Annotated in this window: 17 protein-coding genes and 3 tRNA genes; 12 read left to right on the top strand and 8 right to left on the bottom strand. The window is 73.4% G+C overall.

The window, feature by feature from the left end; genetic code table 11:
- Window positions 1-109: 109 nt before the first annotated feature.
- The 7 genes from CTKZ_RS11255 (at window position 110) to purM (ending at window position 7,166) form a co-directional block, all read left to right on the top strand.
- Window positions 110-559, top strand: a complete 450-nt coding sequence (locus tag CTKZ_RS11255; RefSeq protein ID WP_124343031.1) for a flagellar hook assembly protein FlgD — start codon at window positions 110-112, stop codon at window positions 557-559.
- A 36-nt stretch (window positions 560-595) separates the two neighbouring features.
- Entirely contained in the window at window positions 596-1,774 is a 1,179-nt protein-coding gene (locus tag CTKZ_RS11260; RefSeq protein WP_124343032.1) for a flagellar hook protein FlgE, read from the top strand.
- 226 nt (window positions 1,775-2,000) lie between these two features.
- Complete coding sequence (locus CTKZ_RS11265; protein ID WP_124343033.1) at window positions 2,001-3,362, top strand: glycoside hydrolase family 6 protein; 1,362 nt, start codon at window positions 2,001-2,003, stop codon at window positions 3,360-3,362.
- A 111-nt stretch (window positions 3,363-3,473) separates the two neighbouring features.
- A complete protein-coding gene (locus tag CTKZ_RS11270; protein WP_124343034.1) occupies window positions 3,474-3,854 on the top strand; it encodes a sterol carrier family protein in 381 nt (126 codons plus the stop codon).
- A 25-nt stretch (window positions 3,855-3,879) separates the two neighbouring features.
- On the top strand, window positions 3,880-4,356 hold the full coding sequence (locus CTKZ_RS11275) for a histidine kinase (protein WP_235843446.1): 477 nt from the start codon (window positions 3,880-3,882) through the stop codon (window positions 4,354-4,356).
- Between the two features lie 144 nt (window positions 4,357-4,500).
- Entirely contained in the window at window positions 4,501-6,048 is a 1,548-nt protein-coding gene (gene purF, locus CTKZ_RS11280) for an amidophosphoribosyltransferase (protein WP_124343035.1), read from the top strand.
- Entirely contained in the window at window positions 6,045-7,166 is a 1,122-nt protein-coding gene (gene purM, locus CTKZ_RS11285; RefSeq protein ID WP_124343036.1) for a phosphoribosylformylglycinamidine cyclo-ligase, read from the top strand. Before purF ends, purM begins: the two co-directional genes overlap by 4 nt.
- A 272-nt stretch (window positions 7,167-7,438) precedes the next feature.
- Here the strand turns inward: purM and CTKZ_RS11290 are convergent, their stop codons facing one another.
- Window positions 7,439-7,651: a DUF3073 domain-containing protein gene (locus CTKZ_RS11290; RefSeq protein ID WP_124343037.1), complete on the bottom strand. Its 213-nt coding sequence runs from the start codon at window positions 7,649-7,651 to the stop codon at window positions 7,439-7,441.
- A 424-nt stretch (window positions 7,652-8,075) separates the two neighbouring features.
- Here CTKZ_RS11290 and CTKZ_RS11295 point away from each other — a divergent pair, with 424 nt between their 5' ends.
- A complete protein-coding gene (locus CTKZ_RS11295) occupies window positions 8,076-8,285 on the top strand; it encodes a BldC family transcriptional regulator (RefSeq protein WP_124343038.1) in 210 nt (69 codons plus the stop codon).
- 320 nt (window positions 8,286-8,605) lie between these two features.
- Here the strand turns inward: CTKZ_RS11295 and CTKZ_RS11300 are convergent, their stop codons facing one another.
- From CTKZ_RS11300 to CTKZ_RS11325, 6 genes are all read right to left on the bottom strand, one after another.
- Window positions 8,606-8,923 carry a DUF3618 domain-containing protein gene (locus tag CTKZ_RS11300; protein ID WP_235843447.1) on the bottom strand — a complete coding sequence of 106 codons (318 nt, stop codon included), beginning with the start codon at window positions 8,921-8,923 and terminating at the stop codon, window positions 8,606-8,608.
- The gene (locus CTKZ_RS11305; protein WP_124343039.1) at window positions 8,920-9,330 is read right to left on the bottom strand and encodes a phage holin family protein; all 411 of its coding nucleotides are present in this window, start codon (window positions 9,328-9,330) and stop codon (window positions 8,920-8,922) included. Before CTKZ_RS11305 ends, CTKZ_RS11300 begins: the two co-directional genes overlap by 4 nt.
- Before the next feature lie 133 nt (window positions 9,331-9,463).
- Window positions 9,464-9,904, bottom strand: a complete 441-nt coding sequence (locus CTKZ_RS11310; RefSeq protein ID WP_124343040.1) for a phage holin family protein — start codon at window positions 9,902-9,904, stop codon at window positions 9,464-9,466.
- Window positions 9,905-10,045: 141 nt separating this feature from the next.
- Window positions 10,046-10,118: transfer RNA gene (locus CTKZ_RS11315), tRNA-Phe, on the bottom strand.
- A gap of 39 nt (window positions 10,119-10,157) precedes the next feature.
- Window positions 10,158-10,231, bottom strand: a tRNA-Asp gene (locus tag CTKZ_RS11320).
- 45 nt (window positions 10,232-10,276) lie between these two features.
- Window positions 10,277-10,349, bottom strand: a tRNA-Glu gene (locus CTKZ_RS11325).
- Between the two features lie 144 nt (window positions 10,350-10,493).
- Between CTKZ_RS11325 and CTKZ_RS11330 the strand changes: the two genes are divergently transcribed.
- Together CTKZ_RS11330 and CTKZ_RS11335 are read left to right on the top strand one after the other, a co-directional pair.
- Window positions 10,494-10,838, top strand: coding sequence for a metallopeptidase family protein (locus tag CTKZ_RS11330; protein WP_124343047.1), 345 nt, complete (start codon window positions 10,494-10,496; stop codon window positions 10,836-10,838).
- A 69-nt stretch (window positions 10,839-10,907) separates the two neighbouring features.
- Entirely contained in the window at window positions 10,908-11,840 is a 933-nt protein-coding gene (locus CTKZ_RS11335) for an LLM class flavin-dependent oxidoreductase (RefSeq protein ID WP_124343041.1), read from the top strand.
- Between the two features lie 123 nt (window positions 11,841-11,963).
- On the opposite strand, the gene galE is transcribed toward CTKZ_RS11335, so the two are convergent.
- Complete coding sequence (galE, locus tag CTKZ_RS11340; RefSeq protein ID WP_124343042.1) at window positions 11,964-12,923, bottom strand: UDP-glucose 4-epimerase GalE; 960 nt, start codon at window positions 12,921-12,923, stop codon at window positions 11,964-11,966.
- Window positions 12,924-13,151: 228 nt separating this feature from the next.
- Between galE and CTKZ_RS11345 the strand changes: the two genes are divergently transcribed.
- Both CTKZ_RS11345 and CTKZ_RS11350 read left to right on the top strand, forming a co-directional pair.
- Window positions 13,152-14,255, top strand: a complete 1,104-nt coding sequence (locus CTKZ_RS11345; RefSeq protein ID WP_160142890.1) for a polyprenyl synthetase family protein — start codon at window positions 13,152-13,154, stop codon at window positions 14,253-14,255.
- 5 nt (window positions 14,256-14,260) lie between these two features.
- The coding region (locus tag CTKZ_RS11350; protein ID WP_371852363.1) for a phytoene/squalene synthase family protein at window positions 14,261-15,083 on the top strand (823 nt) is incomplete at its 3' end.

Consider the following 15,083-nt stretch of genomic DNA (forward strand, 5'->3'; position numbering starts at 1 on the left):
CCGCCCGGCCGGCCCCGCCGGCCCGACACACCCGGCCGGCCCCGCCGCCTCCACCCGCACCCCACGACCCCGGCACCCGCCCTCAGAACCGCACCCCGCAGGAGGCACCATGAGCATCGACGTCTCGTTCCTCGGCGCGACGAGCCGCACCGCGGACACGTCGGGCACGAAGGGCCCCACCAAGGAGCTCGACAAGCAGGCGTTCCTCGACCTGCTCGTCGCCCAGCTGCGCAACCAGGACCCGTCGGCCCCGATGGACTCGTCGCAGCTCATGACCCAGACGACCCAGCTCTCCACGATGGAGTCGCTGGTCGCCCTGGCCGACACGCAGCGCGAGTCGTTCGCGCTGCAGATGCGGATGTCGGCAGCCCAGCTCGTCGGGCAGCAGATCACCTGGACCGACGCGGACGGGGCCGAGAAGTCGGGCACCGTCACCGGCGTGTCCTACGCGGGCCCTGTGCCCACCGTGAAGGTCGGTGACACGGACGTCACCCTCGACGCGGTCTCCTCGGTGGCTCCTGCCGCCGTCGCGCCTGCCACCCCCGCCACCACCGCCTGACCCCGCGCAGCACCCCTGCCGAAAGGAACCACCGCCATGCTCCGCTCGCTCTTCTCCGGCATCTCCGGTCTGCGCGCCCACCAGACCCAGCTCGACGTCACGGGCAACAACATCGCGAACGTCAACACCACGGGCTTCAAGTCGTCGCAGACGCAGTTCCAGGACACGCTCAGCCAGATGCTCCAGAACGGTGCGGGCGCCCAGGCGGGCGTCGGCGGCACCAACCCGGCGCAGGTCGGCCTGGGCGTGCGCGTCGCGGGCATCACGACGAACTTCACGCAGGGCGCGTCGCAGATGACGGGCCGCAGCACCGACATGATGATCCAGGGCGACGGCTTCTTCGTGGTCCGCAAGGGTAACGAGTCGTACTACACGCGCGCCGGGTCGTTCGACTTCGACGCGACCGGCCAGATGGTGCTCCCCGGTGAGGGCGCGCTGGTGCAGGGCTGGGCGGCGGTGAACGGTGTCGTCGACACGAACGGCCCGCTCGTCGACCTGCGCGTCCCGGCCGGCACGCTGATGCCTGCGGTCGCGACGTCGACGGCGGCCTACGAGGGCAACCTCGACGCCGACGCGGCGGACGGTACGACGATCAACCGCACGATCGACGTCTACGACGCGACGGGTGCGTCGCGCGAGCTCGAGCTCACGTTCACGAAGTCCGCGACGGGCTGGGCCCTGACGGCGTCCGACGGCACCGCCACGGTCAACGCGGGCGCGATGACGTTCACCGCCGCGGGCGCCCTCACGACGCCGACGACGGTCACGGTCGGCGGCGTCGCGGTCGACCTGTCGACGATCACCGGCTTCTCGGGCATCGACTCCGTGAAGGCGCGCACCCAGAACGGCCAGGCGGCCGGCGTCCTGCAGTCGTTCGCGCTGGGCGCCGACGGCACGATCACGGGCGCGTTCTCCAACGGGCTCAAGCAGACGATCGGGCGTCTGGCGATCGGCTCGTTCACCAACCCGTCGGGGCTGGAGAAGGCGGGCGGCTCGCTGTTCCGCACGTCGGTCAACTCGGGCGACGCGCAGGTCGGCGCCGCGGGCACGGGCGGCCGAGGCACGCTCGCGGGCGGCGCGCTCGAGATGTCGAACGTCGACCTGTCGAGCGAGTTCACCAGCCTGATCATCGCCCAGCGCGGCTTCCAGGCGAACAGCCGCGTCATCACCACGTCGGACGAGGTCCTGCAGGAGCTGGTCAACCTCAAGCGCTGACCTCGACGCTCCGCCCACGACGGCCCCGCACCTCCTCCACGGTGCGGGGCCGTCGTGCTGCGCAGGCGTCGTCGCGCTCCGTCGAAGCGTGTGGTCGAAGCGGATCGACCGGTGCACCGACGGACTTAAGCGATTAGGCAGGCGGCTTCCCCTCGCGTCGGTGCGGTGACGTCAGGTTTCCTCGTCGGGACCCCGAGCCAGCCGAGACACCAGGGAGCCACCCCGCATGTCCACCCGCAGAAGCGCCGTCGCGCTCCTCGCCGCCGCGGCCGTCGCCGTCGGCGGTCTCACCGCCGTCACGGCCAGCGCCGCGCAGGCGGCCGCCGGCTGCCGTGTCAGCTACGCCGTGTCGAGCCAGTGGCAGGGCGGCTTCGGCGCCAACGTCACGATCACGAATCTCGGCGACCCCGTCTCGTCGTGGAAGCTCGACTGGGCGTACCCCGCGGGCCAGAAGATCACGCAGCTGTGGAACGGCAACGTCACCACGAGCGGCTCCCAGGTGTCCGTCACGAACGTGTCGTGGAACGGCCAGATCGGCACGGGCGGCACCGCGTCGTTCGGCTTCAACGGCTCGTGGAGCGGCTCGAACCCGGTCCCGGCGTCCTTCAGCCTCAACGGCACGACGTGCACGGGCGGCACCGTGCCGACGACGACGCCGACGCCGACGGTCACGCCGACGCAGACGCCGACGCCCACCGTGACGCCGACGCCCACGCCCACCCCGACCACGACGGTCCCGCCGCAGCCGACGGGGAGCTTCTACGTCGACACGACCAACCAGTCCTACAAGGCGTGGCAGTCCGCCTCCGGCAACGACAAGGCCCTGCTCGAGAAGATCGCCCTCACGCCGCAGGCGTACTGGGTCGGCAACTGGGCCGACGCGTCGCACGCGCAGGCCGAGGTCGCCGACTACACCGGTCGCGCGGTGGCCGCCGGGAAGACGCCGACGCTCGTCGTCTACGCGATCCCGGGCCGTGACTGCGGCTCGCACTCCGGCGGCGGCGTCTCCGAGTCCGAGTACGCGCGCTGGATCGACACCGTCGCGCAGGGCATCAAGGGCAACCCGATCGTCGTGCTCGAGCCCGACGCGCTCGCGCAGCTCGGCGACTGCTCCGGCCAGGGCGACCGGATCGGCTTCCTCAAGTACGCCGCGAAGTCGCTCACGCTCAAGGGCGCCAAGGTCTACATCGACGCCGGTCACTCCACGTGGCTGTCGGTCGACACGGCCGTCAACCGGCTCAACCAAGTCGGCTTCGAGTACGCCGTGGGCTTCGCGCTCAACACGTCGAACTACCAGACGACCGCCTCGAGCAAGTCGTACGGCCAGCAGATCTCGCAGCGCCTCGGCGGCAAGGGCTTCGTCATCGACACCTCGCGCAACGGCAACGGCTCGAACGGCGAGTGGTGCAACCCGCGCGGCCGCGCGCTCGGCGAGAAGCCGACGTACGTGAACGACGGCTCCGGCCTGACCGCGCTCCTGTGGGTCAAGCTGCCCGGCGAGTCCGACGGTGCGTGCAACGGCGGCCCGGCCGCCGGCCAGTGGTGGCAGGAGATCGCCCTGGAGCTGGCGCGCAACGCCAAGTGGTGAGCCGGCGCCCCACCTGAGCGGGCCCCCCGACGAGCCCCGCGGACTCCCTCGTCCGCGGGGCTCGTCCGTGCCCGGACGCGTGCGGACGACGGAGCGGGGGAGGATGGGCGGGTGCCTCCCAGACGACGGACCTCGCCCGACGACGGACGCGCCGCGCTCGACGTGTGGCGCGCGGACCCGGCCGCGGTGCCGGTCGCGGCCCGTCGCACGGCGGTGCGCTTCACGCTCGAGGAGCTCGCCGACGTCGCACCGGGCAACGCGGTCGAGGTGCGCGTCCCGCCCGACGGCGCGGTGCAGGCCGTCGAGGGTCCTCGTCACACCCGCGGCACCCCGCCCAACGTCGTCGAGACCGACCCCGCGACGTGGCTGTCGCTCGTGACGGGCGCGACGACCTGGCCGGACGCCGTCGCCGCGGGCGCGGTGCGGGCGTCGGGGGAGCGGGCCGACCTGTCCGCGTGGCTCCCGCTCCAGGCCGCCCGCCGACGTGGCTGACGCGCCGCTGACCTAGGATCGCGGGGTGTCGTCGACCGCCCCCACCCCCGCGGACCCCGCGGACCGACCGACGTCGGACCAGCCCGCGCCGCACGAGCCCGCGCTCGCGGACGTCGACGCGGCCCAGCCCGCGTCGACCGCTCCCGCGCAGCCCCGCCCGGTGACGCCCGCCGACGACGAGGAGCCTCCCGTGCCCTCCGAGGCGGAGCTCCTCGCCACGGCCCGACCCGCGACCGTGCGGCGCGCGCCCAAGTACAGCGTCTTCATCGGCGCGGGCGCGATCGTCGGGATCGTCGTCGGCCTGGTCCTGGTGGCGGTGCTCAAGGACCCGCAGGTCCGGTGGATCGCCGACGGCACCGGGTTCGTCTGGTTCCTCGAGGGCGAGGGCGCGGTCCGCACCGTGACGGCCGTCGCCCTGGGCGTGCTCGGCGGGTTCGTGGGCGGCGCGCTGGCCGTGCTCGCGGACCGCCGCTCGCGCGACCCGTACGCCCGCCGCCGCTGACGCACCCGCACCCGTCCTCGCCCGCGCGGCGCGGACGCCACCCGGTCACCGGGTCGTCGGACGCCGCACCCGCCGGACGGTCCCACACGTCCGGACGCCGGGCGCGGCCCCGGACGCGTCAGGCCGGTGTGCGACCATAGGGCCGTGGCCCCCCGCGCAGACGGACGACTGAACCACGACCTCCTCCCCGGCGAGAAAGGCCCGCAGGACGCCTGCGGCGTCTTCGGCGTCTGGGCACCCGGCGAAGAGGTCGCCAAGCTCACCTACTTCGGCCTCTACGCGCTGCAGCACCGTGGGCAGGAGTCCGCGGGCATCGCGACGTCGAACGGCCAGCAGCTCCTCGTCTACAAGGACATGGGCCTCGTCTCCCAGGTCTTCGACGAGACCGCGCTGAACGCCCTGCAGGGGCACATCGCCATCGGGCACGCGCGCTACTCGACGACGGGTGGCTCGACCTGGGAGAACGCGCAGCCGACGCTCGGCGCCACGGCTGCCGGCACGGTCGCCCTCGGGCACAACGGCAACCTCACCAACTCGGCCGAGCTCGTCGACCTCGTCGCCGAGCGGTACGGCAACCAGCGCCGCGGCGAGCTCGCGCGCGGCAACACCACGGACACCGCGCTCGTGACCGCGCTGCTCGCGGGCGACCCGGACCACACGCTCGAGGCCACCGCGCTCGAGGTCCTGCCCCGCCTGCGGGGCGCGTTCAGCCTCGTCTTCATGGACGAGCACACCCTCTACGCGGCGCGCGACCCGCAGGGTGTTCGCCCGCTCGTGCTCGGCCGGCTGGAGCGCGGCTGGGTCGTGGCGTCCGAGACGCCCGCGCTCGACATCGTGGGCGCGTCGTTCGTGCGCGAGGTCGAGCCCGGCGAGTTCATCGCGATCGACGCCGACGGACTGCGCTCGACGCGGTTCGCGCCCGTCGACCGTGCCGGCTGCGTCTTCGAGTACGTCTACCTCGCCCGGCCCGACACGACGATCGCCGGCCGCTCGGTGCACGCCGCGCGCGTCGCGATGGGCCGTCGCCTCGCGATCGAGCACCCGGTCGAGGCCGACCTCGTCATCCCGGTGCCCGAGTCCGGCACGCCCGCGGCCGTCGGCTTCGCGACCGAGTCGGGCATCCCGTTCGGCCAGGGCCTCACCAAGAACGCGTACGTCGGCCGGACGTTCATCCAGCCGTCGCAGACCCTGCGCCAGCTCGGCATCCGGCTCAAGCTCAACCCGCTGCGTGAGGTCATCCGCGGCAAGCGGCTCGTGGTCGTCGACGACTCGATCGTCCGCGGCAACACCCAGCGCGCGCTCGTCCGCATGCTGCGCGAGGCCGGCGCTGCCGAGGTGCACATCCGCATCAGCTCGCCGCCCGTGAAGTGGCCGTGCTTCTACGGCATCGACTTCGCGAGCCGCGCCGAGCTCATCGCGAACGGCCTCGGCGTCGACGCGATCGCGGCGTCCCTCGGTGCCGACTCCCTCGGGTACATCTCCGAGGAGGGCATGGTCGAGGCGACCGAGCAGCCGGCGTCGCAGCTGTGCACCGCGTGCTTCAGCGGCCGGTACCCGATCGAGCTGCCGCCCGCCGACCGCCTCGGCAAGCACCTCCTCGAGCAGAACGAGCTGCCCCTCGGCGCCCCCGAGGACGGCCTGCTGACCATCGTCCCGTCGACCGGTGGCGCGACCGCCCTGGAGCACCCGTGAGCACCCCGCAGGTCACCTACGCCGCCGCCGGAGTCGACACCGAGGCCGGCGACAAGGCCGTCGAGCTGATGAAGGACGCCGTGCGCGCGACGCACGGCCCGCAGGTCCTCGGCGGCGTCGGCGGGTTCGCCGGTCTGTACGACGCGTCGCTCCTGACCCGCTACCGGCGCCCGCTGCTCGCGACGTCGACCGACGGTGTCGGCACGAAGGTCGCGATCGCCCAGGCCCTCGACGTGCACGACACGATCGGCTTCGACCTGGTCGGCATGGTCGTCGACGACATCGTCGTGGTCGGTGCGAAGCCGCTGTTCATGACGGACTACATCGCGACCGGTCGCGTCGTGCCGGAGCGCATCGCCGACATCGTGCGCGGCATCGCCGCGGCGTGCTCGGTCGCCGGTACGGCCCTCGTCGGTGGCGAGACCGCCGAGCACCCCGGCCTGCTGCGCCCCGACGAGTACGACGTGGCCGGCGCGGCGACGGGTGTCGTCGAGGCCGACGAGCTGCTCGGCCCCGACCGCGTGCGAGCGGGCGACGTGCTCGTCGCGCTCGCGTCGAGCGGGCTGCACTCCAACGGCTACTCGCTGGTCCGCAAGGTCGTCGAGGTCGCCGGCTGGGGTCTCGAGCGTCACGTCGACGAGCTCGGCCGCACGCTCGGCGAGGAGCTCCTCGAGCCGACCCGCGTCTACGCGAGCGACGTGCTGGCCCTGGTCGAGCGCGCCGGTGTCGCCGGGATCCACGCGTTCAGCCACGTGACCGGCGGCGGTCTCGCGTCGAACGTCGCGCGCGTCCTGCCGCAGGGCCTGGTCGCCGACGTGGACCGCGGCGGCTGGCAGCTCCCGCCGGTCTTCTCGCTCGTGCAGCGGCTCGGGGGCGTGCCGTGGCACGACCTCGAGGGCACGCTCAACCTCGGCGTCGGCATGGTGGCCGTCGTCGCGGCCGACGCGGTCGACGGCGTCCTCGCGCACGCGGACGAGCTGGGCCTCCCGGCCTGGGTGCTCGGCACCGTGCGGGACGCCGACCCGACGCTCGACGTGGCCGGCTCGCCGGACTTCGTCGCGGGGACCAAGGGCGTCGACGGGGGAGCCGTCCGCCTCTCGGGGACCTACCGCGCCTGATCACCCGCGCGGGACTCGTCGCGATCACCCGCGCGGGACGCGTCGCGATCACCCGCGCGGGACGCGTCGCGATCACCCGCGCTGGACGCGTCGCGTCCGGGGTACGCACCAACCGGCCGGTGACGTCATGAACGTCACCGGCCGGTGAGTGTGTGGTGAAGTGACCGCTGTGCCGCACCGTGCTGGTCGGCGGTGGACGGGTCCGAGCGGCGACGACCTCAGCGGGGCGGAGGGGTCACGCTCGGAGGGGCCGTCGCGCCGACCCCACGACCTCAGCCGTCGTCGGACCAGCGACGGTAGTCGTCGTCCTCGTCCCGGGACCAGTCACCTGTGTCGACGGCGCTGCCGCGACGCTCGGATCCCAGATCGTTGTGGCTCAGCGAGCCGAGCTCCTGCTCGAGGGCTCGGTAGTTGGTCTCGGGACTGAAGTACTTCAGCTCCCGGGCCACCTTGGTCTGCTTCGCCTTCTGACGGCCGCGCCCCATGGCATCGACCCCCTCTAACGTGGATGCGGGGCGGCACCGTGCTCACACGTGCGGCCCCGGGGTGCTGAATCGTCTCTTCGTGGGGCAACGGTACATGGTCCCGCGCTATTCCGACCACTCACGAGCGAGCGACACACGTCACGTGGCGCGGCGGGGTCGTGATGACCGATTCGCCGGGTTTAGGCTGACGGTACGGTTCGTGTAACGATGCATGATGAGAGTTGGATGAGAGTGTTGCGGCATCCGTGATCAAACTGTGTCCCGGAATGCGACGTCTGACCGTTTCGTTCATGCTAGTGAGACTGCCCGCATCACCCGCATCGCCCGCACCACGCGCTACCCGCGCACCGCACCAACCGCACCCGACGGGGCGGAACCGGCGCACAGCGTCGGCCGCCCGCACGCTTGCCGCAGGAGGCAGCTGATGACCGCTCACCCCGCAGAGTCCGAGGCGCTGCTCACGCCGTCCGAGGTCGCCACTCTCTTCCGGGTCGACCCGAAGACGGTGACCCGTTGGGCGAAGGCCGGGAAGCTCTCCTCGATCCGCACGCTCGGTGGCCACCGTCGCTACCGGGAGTCCGAGGTGCGCGACCTGCTCAACGGCGTGCCTCAGCAGCACGCGTCCGACGACTGATCCCTCGCCGGACGACACCGGGGCGGGCGCTCCACCCGTCCGCTCCTCACGCCGCCTCGTGCGGCCCCTGACGCCGGCGCCCTGAGGGCGCCGACGTCCTCGTGTCCGGCCCGGACGTCGCACGCCTCCCGCCGCCCACCGGCGCCCGGCAACGCGCGTGACAGCGGCCCTCGGGACGACGACGACGCCGTTCCCCGCCGCCGATCGGCCACGTGCACAGGCACGTCACCGCCCCCGAGACTTCGCGCGCTCACGGCGCTCCGCACACGATGACGACCGCGGCGCCTCCCGGGCTGCCGCGGTCGTCGGTCGTGCGAGTGTCAGCCCTTGCGGCGCAGACCTGCCGCCGCGAGGAGCGCCACGACCGCGACGGCTCCGCCGATCACGGCGCGGGCCCGCTTCTGCCGGTGCGGGTCGGCGTCCTTGGTCGTGGCGTCCGACCACAGCCGCTTGGTCCCGTCGACGGCGCTCTTCGCCTGGGCGCGCGGGTCCAGGCGGTCGGCGAGCGCGTCGACGGTCGCGGCGAGCTCGGCACGCGTGCGTGCGACCTCGCTCTCGGCCTCGACCATGCGCGGCGTGGTGATCGCCGGCTTCTGGTCGTCGGTCGCGTCGTCCTTCTTCGTGGTCTGGTCGCTCACGCGTTCCACCCCGCCTTCACGGCCTCGAGGTCCTCGTGCACGTTCTCGATCGCGCGGTCCGGCGTCGGGGGCGACCCGCGCTTGACCAGCCGGATCCCGATCAGGGCCAGGATGATCGTCACGATCAGCAGGAACACCGTGACGATGAGCGCCGCGAGCCACGCGTCCATGACGGTCGAGAGGCCGAGGATCGCGGTCGCGATGGCGGCGGCCAGCACGTAGAGCGCGAGGATCCCGGCGGCGGCCAGCAGGCCGGCGCCGATCCCGAGCTGCTGCGCCTTGGCCTGGATCTCGGCCTTCGCCAGGTCGAGCTCGGCGCGGACCAACCGGGACGTCTGCTCGCTCAGGTCGCTCACGAGCTGACCGATGCTCCGGGGCTCGCCCGTCGGTCCTGGCTGCGTGGTCATGGTGACGCCCTCTCGTCGCTCGTCCCCCGGCGTCCTGTGACCGGGACTCCCAGTGTGCAAGCGCAGGTCGCGGGCCGCATCCGTGCGGCGACATCGGGCGCGCGTGCGGACCGGGTCCGGAGCGGCGCGGGGGTCAGTCGGACCAGGGGTGGACCTGCTCCTCGGCGGGGTGCGACACCTCGTGCGCGCGGGTCACGCTGACGGCGGGCCCCTTCGGCAGCCGCGACCGCGCCCAGGCGGCGAGGCCCCCGGCGACGATGATGAGCGCGGCGCCGACGAGCAGCGCCGCGAGCCACAGCTCGACGGCGTGCGCGAGGCCGACGACCGCGGCGGTGATGAACAGCGCGAGGCCGAAGAACGTGAGCAGCGCGGCGGCGCCGAACCCGATCGCCGACGGCCGGACCTGCACGGCTCGGGCGCGCACGCTCGCGCTGACGGCGTCGATCTCGGCCTGGATCGCCTCACGGACCCGGTCCTCCGCCTGCCCGATCTTCTCGCGGGCGATGTCGGCGAACGGTTCGGTGAAGCGCTCGAAGAACGGCTTGCGCGGGCGCTCGGGTCCGGTGCTGCTCACGGGTTCCTCCGTCGGCGGGACAGTGCGGTGCGTGTCCCAGCCTAGGCGGGAGCACGGGTGCCGGCCGGGATCATCGGCCCAGGTCATACCGCCCGAAGATGCGCGAAGGCCCCCTGGTGATCCAGGGGGCCTTCGTCGCGGTGGCTCCGACCGGCGTCGATCCGGTGACCTTTCGATTTTCAGTCGAACGCTCTACCAACTGAGCTACAGAGCCTCGGAACGAGAACGCCGGTCCGAGGACCGGCGCTTCGAGCGACCCCGACGGGACTTGAACCCGCGACCTCCGCCGTGACAGGGCGGCGCGCTAACCAACTGCGCTACGGGGCCTTGGTGGAACAAGGCCTTGCTGTACTGCTTCACTGCACCTGCTCGTACCCCCAACGGGATTCGAACCCGTGCTACCGCCGTGAAAGGGCGGGGTCCTAGGCCGCTAGACGATGGGGGCGTGTCCCGCCCCTGACGACGAGGCGCCGGATGACCGGAGACGAGCATACGGGAGCCAGGGCCCGAACTCCAAAAGCGCTGCCGTCCGCGCCCGCCGTCACGCGACCGCAGTGCGGTGAGCAGGCAGGATGGTCCCGTGGTGGAGATGTCGCGCGACGAGTTCGAGGACGCGGTCCGTGACGCGCTCGACGAGATCCCGCCCGAGCTCGCCCGGCTGATCGACAACGTCGTCGTGCTCGTCGAGGACGACGGGCCGCCGGACGAGCCCGAGCTGCTCGGGCTCTACGAGGGCACGCCGCTCACCGAGCGCGGCGAGTGGTGGGCCGCCGGGTCGCTGCCCGACCGCATCACGATCTACCGCAACCCGACGCTCGCGATCTGCCAGGACCGCGACGAGGTCGTCGAGGAGGTCGCGGTGACCGTCGTGCACGAGGTCGCGCACCACTTCGGCATCGACGACGACCGGCTGCACGAGCTCGGCTGGGGCTGACCGCGCGACGGTCTGCGGGGCCGGCGCGGTCACCGGCCGGGTGTCGCCGGCGGCGGCTAGGGTCGGCGCATGGTCGCCGTCGGGATCGTGCTGCTGCCCCAGGACCGCTGGTCACGTGCGAAGGCGCGCTGGCGGCAGGCGGAGGAGTGGGGCTTCGACCACGCGTGGACGTACGACCACCTGGCGTGGCGCACGCTCGCCGACGGGCCGTGGTTCGCGACCGTGCCGCTGCTGTCCGCCGCCGCGGCGGTCACCGAGCGCATCCAGCTGGGCACGTTCGTCGCGTCGCCGAACTTCCGGCACCCCGTCCCGTTCGCGAAGGACGTGCTCGGGCTCGACGACGTGTCGGGCGGGCGGTTCCTGCTCGGGATCGGCGCGGGCGGTGAGGGCTTCGACGCGGCCGTGACGGGGGAGCCGTGGTCGCGCGGTGAGCGGACGCGGCGGTACGAGGAGTTCGTCGGGCTGCTGGACCGGCTGCTCACGCAGCCGTCGACCGAGTTCACGGGCGAGTTCTACGAGGCGCACGACGCGCGCATGATCCCCGGCACGATCGCCTCGCCGCGCGTGCCGTTCCTCATGGCGGCGGCCGGACCGCGCACGATGGCGCTCGCCGCGCGGCTCGGGCAGGGGTGGGTCACGTACGGGCCGACGTACGACACCGAGGGCGCCGAGGGCGACCCGGCGGGCGCGCAGGAGCGCTGGTGGAGCGGGCTCGCGGACGTGTCGGCGCAGATGGACGCGGCGGAGGTCGCGCACGGGCGGGACGGGGTCGCCGCGCCGCGGCTGCGCCGGTACCTGAGCCTCGACGGTGCGCCGGTGTTCTCGCTGACGTCGCTCGACCTGGCCGTCGAGGGTGTCGAGCGCGCGGCCGCGCTCGGGTTCACCGACGTGATCGTGCACTGGCCGCGGCCCGACGGCGTCTACGCGGGCAGCGAGTCGGTCCTCGAGGCGTTCGCGGACCGGCTCCCGGGTCTCCAGGCGCTGCCGGTCGCGCCGCGCTGACCGCCGCCTGTCGCCGCGGCGGGCGCGCCGCGCGTCCGTCGACGCTGCCGGCTCGCCGCGGACCCGCAGACGCCACGAGGTCGCCGAACCCCGCAGGGCGCGGCGACCTCGTGGCGTGGGGCGTCAGTGCGCCTGGCGGGCCTCCCACGCGCTCGCGACCATGTCGCGGAGGGTGTGGGTCATGCGCCAGCCGAGGTCGCGGGCGGCGGCCTCGCCCGACGCCACGATCCGGGCCGGGTCGCCCGGGCGGCGCGGGGCCACCTCGGGCTCGAAGGCGATCCCGGTGACGTCGGCCATCGCGGTCATGATCTGGCGCACCGAGACGCCGTCGCCCGAGCCGAGGTTGTAGACGGGCTGGAGCGGGCTGCCGTCGGCGAGCGCGCGGGCGGCGGCGACGTGAGCGTCGGCGAGGTCGGCGACGTGGATGTAGTCGCGGACGCAGGTGCCGTCGGGCGTGGGGTAGTCGGTGCCGTTGATGCGCGGCGTGCGGCCGGACGTCAGGGCGTCGAGGACCAGCGGGAACAAGTTGTGCGGGCTGGTGTCGTAGAGGTCGGGCGTGCCGGAGCCGACGACGTTGAAGTACCGCAGCGACGTGTGCCGCAGGTCGGTCGCGACGCCCTGGTCGCGCAGCAGCCACTCGCCGATGAGCTTCGACTCGCCGTAGGGGGACTCGGGGCGGGTCGCGGTCTCCTCGGTGACGAGGTCGACGTCGGGCGTGCCGTAGACGGCGGCCGACGACGAGAAGACGATCGCGTCGACCCCTTGCGCGGCCATGGCGTCGAGCAGGTGCGCGGTGCCGGTGACGTTCTGCGCGTAGGTGTGCAGCGGGCGCTGGACCGACACCCCGGCGTACTTGAAGCCGGCGAGGTGCACGACGCCCTCGACCTGGTGCTCGGCCAGGGCGCGCGACACCAGCTCGGTGTCGAGGATCGAGCCCTCGACGAAGGCGACGTCGTCGGGCACGAACCCGCGGTGGCCGCTCGACAGGTCGTCGAGGACGACGGGCGGGATACCCGCCTGCTGGAAGGCCCGCACCACGTGCGACCCGATGTACCCGGCACCACCCGTCACCATCCACGTCATGCGGCTCAGGCTACCGCACCGATGTTGATCTGTGTTCGATCCTGGTGAAATCTGATCGGAAATTGATCGGCCCGCGCTGCATCCAGACGGTTCGCTCGCGCCGAAGAGAGGGCGTGCTGCTGCATCCGTCCGGTGGCGTCCGGACGAATACTCAGTACGCTGACCATTCCGCCGGGGGCCGTGCCCACGATCACCCGCGGTTCGCACCGAAGAAATCCGGGAGGGCACGTGGACGAGGGCGACCTTGCCGTCGCCGGCGGGAGCCTGCGCTCCACCGCCGAGCTCGCACTGGCCGTCGAGGACGTCACCGCCCGGGCCGACGCCGCCCTGCGCGACCTCCTCGTGGAGCGCGCCGCACGCGCCGGTCGGCACGCCGTCGAGGCCCGCACGCTGTGGGAGGACCTGAGCGGCACGCTCGGGGGCAAGCTGCTGCGGCCCCGCCTCGTCGCCGCCGCGTACCTCGGGCTCGGCGGACGCGTGTCGTCCGTCGTCGTCCCCGTCGCGGCCGCGCACGAGGCGCTGCACGTCGCGATGCTCGCGCACGACGACGTCCTCGACCACGACGACCGCCGCCGCGGCCGGCTCAACGCCGGCGGTGCCGCCCGGCAGCGCGCCCGGACCGCCGGCCTGCCCGAGCACGTCGCCGACGAGCGCGCACTCGCCGCCGGGCTGCTCGCGGGCGACCTCGCGCTCACCACCGCGTTCCGCCTGCTCGCGCGCACGCCCGTGACCGGCGACCTGCGCGAGCACCTCGCCGACCTGCTCGCCGACGGCATCGAGACCGCGGTCGCGGGGGAGCTCCTCGACGTCGTCTCCGAGTCGCTCGCACCGCGCGACGTCGACGCGCTCCTGGTCGCCGCGCTCAAGACCGCCGAGTACACGTGCCGGTCGCCGCTCGCGTCCGGGGCCGCGCTCGCGGGCGCCGACCTCGACGTGCGCCGGCGGCTCGACGACGTCGGCGTCGCCCTCGGGCTCGCGTTCCAGCTCGCCGACGACGACCTCGGCGTGTTCGGCGACCCCGCCGCGACCGGCAAGTCGACGCTGTCCGACCTGCGCCGCGGCAAGCGCACCGAGCTGCTCCGCCTCGCCTACGCGGGCGCCGGGCGGACCGGTCGCGCGGTGCTCGACCGGTACGTCGGGCAGCCCGACCTCGACGAGCGCGACGCCGAGCTCGTGCGCACCGTCATGGTCGACTCCGGGGCGCTCGCGGCCATGCGCCTGCTCGTCGAGCGCACCGCCGACACCGCCCGCGCGCACGCCTCGCAGCTCCCGCACCCGCTGGGCGACTACCTCGTGGGTGTGGTCGACGACCTGGCCGGACGGGGACACTGATGACCGTGGACCAGTCCCGCGACACCGCACGCCCCGACGCGCGCGCCGCCCACGTGCGCTCCGTCCGGCTCTACGACGCGACCGCCGGCCGCACGAGCGCGCTCGTGCTGTCCGCCTACTCGACGTCGTTCGGCATGGGCGCCCGGCTGCTCGGCACGCGCGCGCACCGCGACATCGAGGCCGTCTACGCGCTCGTCCGGCTCGCCGACGAGGTCGTCGACACGTTCCAGGGGCCCACCGCGGCCGACGAGCTCGACGAGCTCGAGGCGCAGACCGTCCGGGCGCTGCGCACCGGGTACTCGACCAACCTCGTCGTGCACGCCTTCGCCCGCACCGCGCGTCGCGTCGGCATCACGACGGCCGAGACCGAGCCGTTCTTCGCGTCGATGCGCGCGGACCTCACCGTCGAGGAGCACGACCGCGAGAGCTTCGACCGGTACGTGTACGGGTCGGCGGAGGTCGTCGGGCTCATGTGCCTGCGGGTGTTCCTCAACGCCGACCGCACGCCGTCTTCGCCGCTCGTGGAGCCCGACGACGAGCAGGTCGCGGGCGCTCGTGCGCTCGGCGCCGCGTTCCAGAAGATCAACTTCCTGCGCGACCTCGGCGTCGACGCGGGCGAGCTCGGCCGCACCTACTTCCCCGGGACCGAGCGCGGACGCCTGTCCGAGGCGCAGCGCACGGCGGTCCTCGACGAGATCGCGCACGACGTCGCCGTCGCACGGTCCGCACTGCCGCGGCTGCCCGGGCGGTCCCGGTACGCGGTCGCGGCGACGCTCGCGCTGTACGACCGGCTGCTCGACGACCTCGCGGCCCAGCCGGTCGACAGCC

This window comes from Cellulomonas algicola (assembly GCF_003851725.1).
In the GTDB taxonomy this organism is placed as follows: Bacteria; Actinomycetota; Actinomycetes; order Actinomycetales; family Cellulomonadaceae; genus Cellulomonas; species Cellulomonas algicola.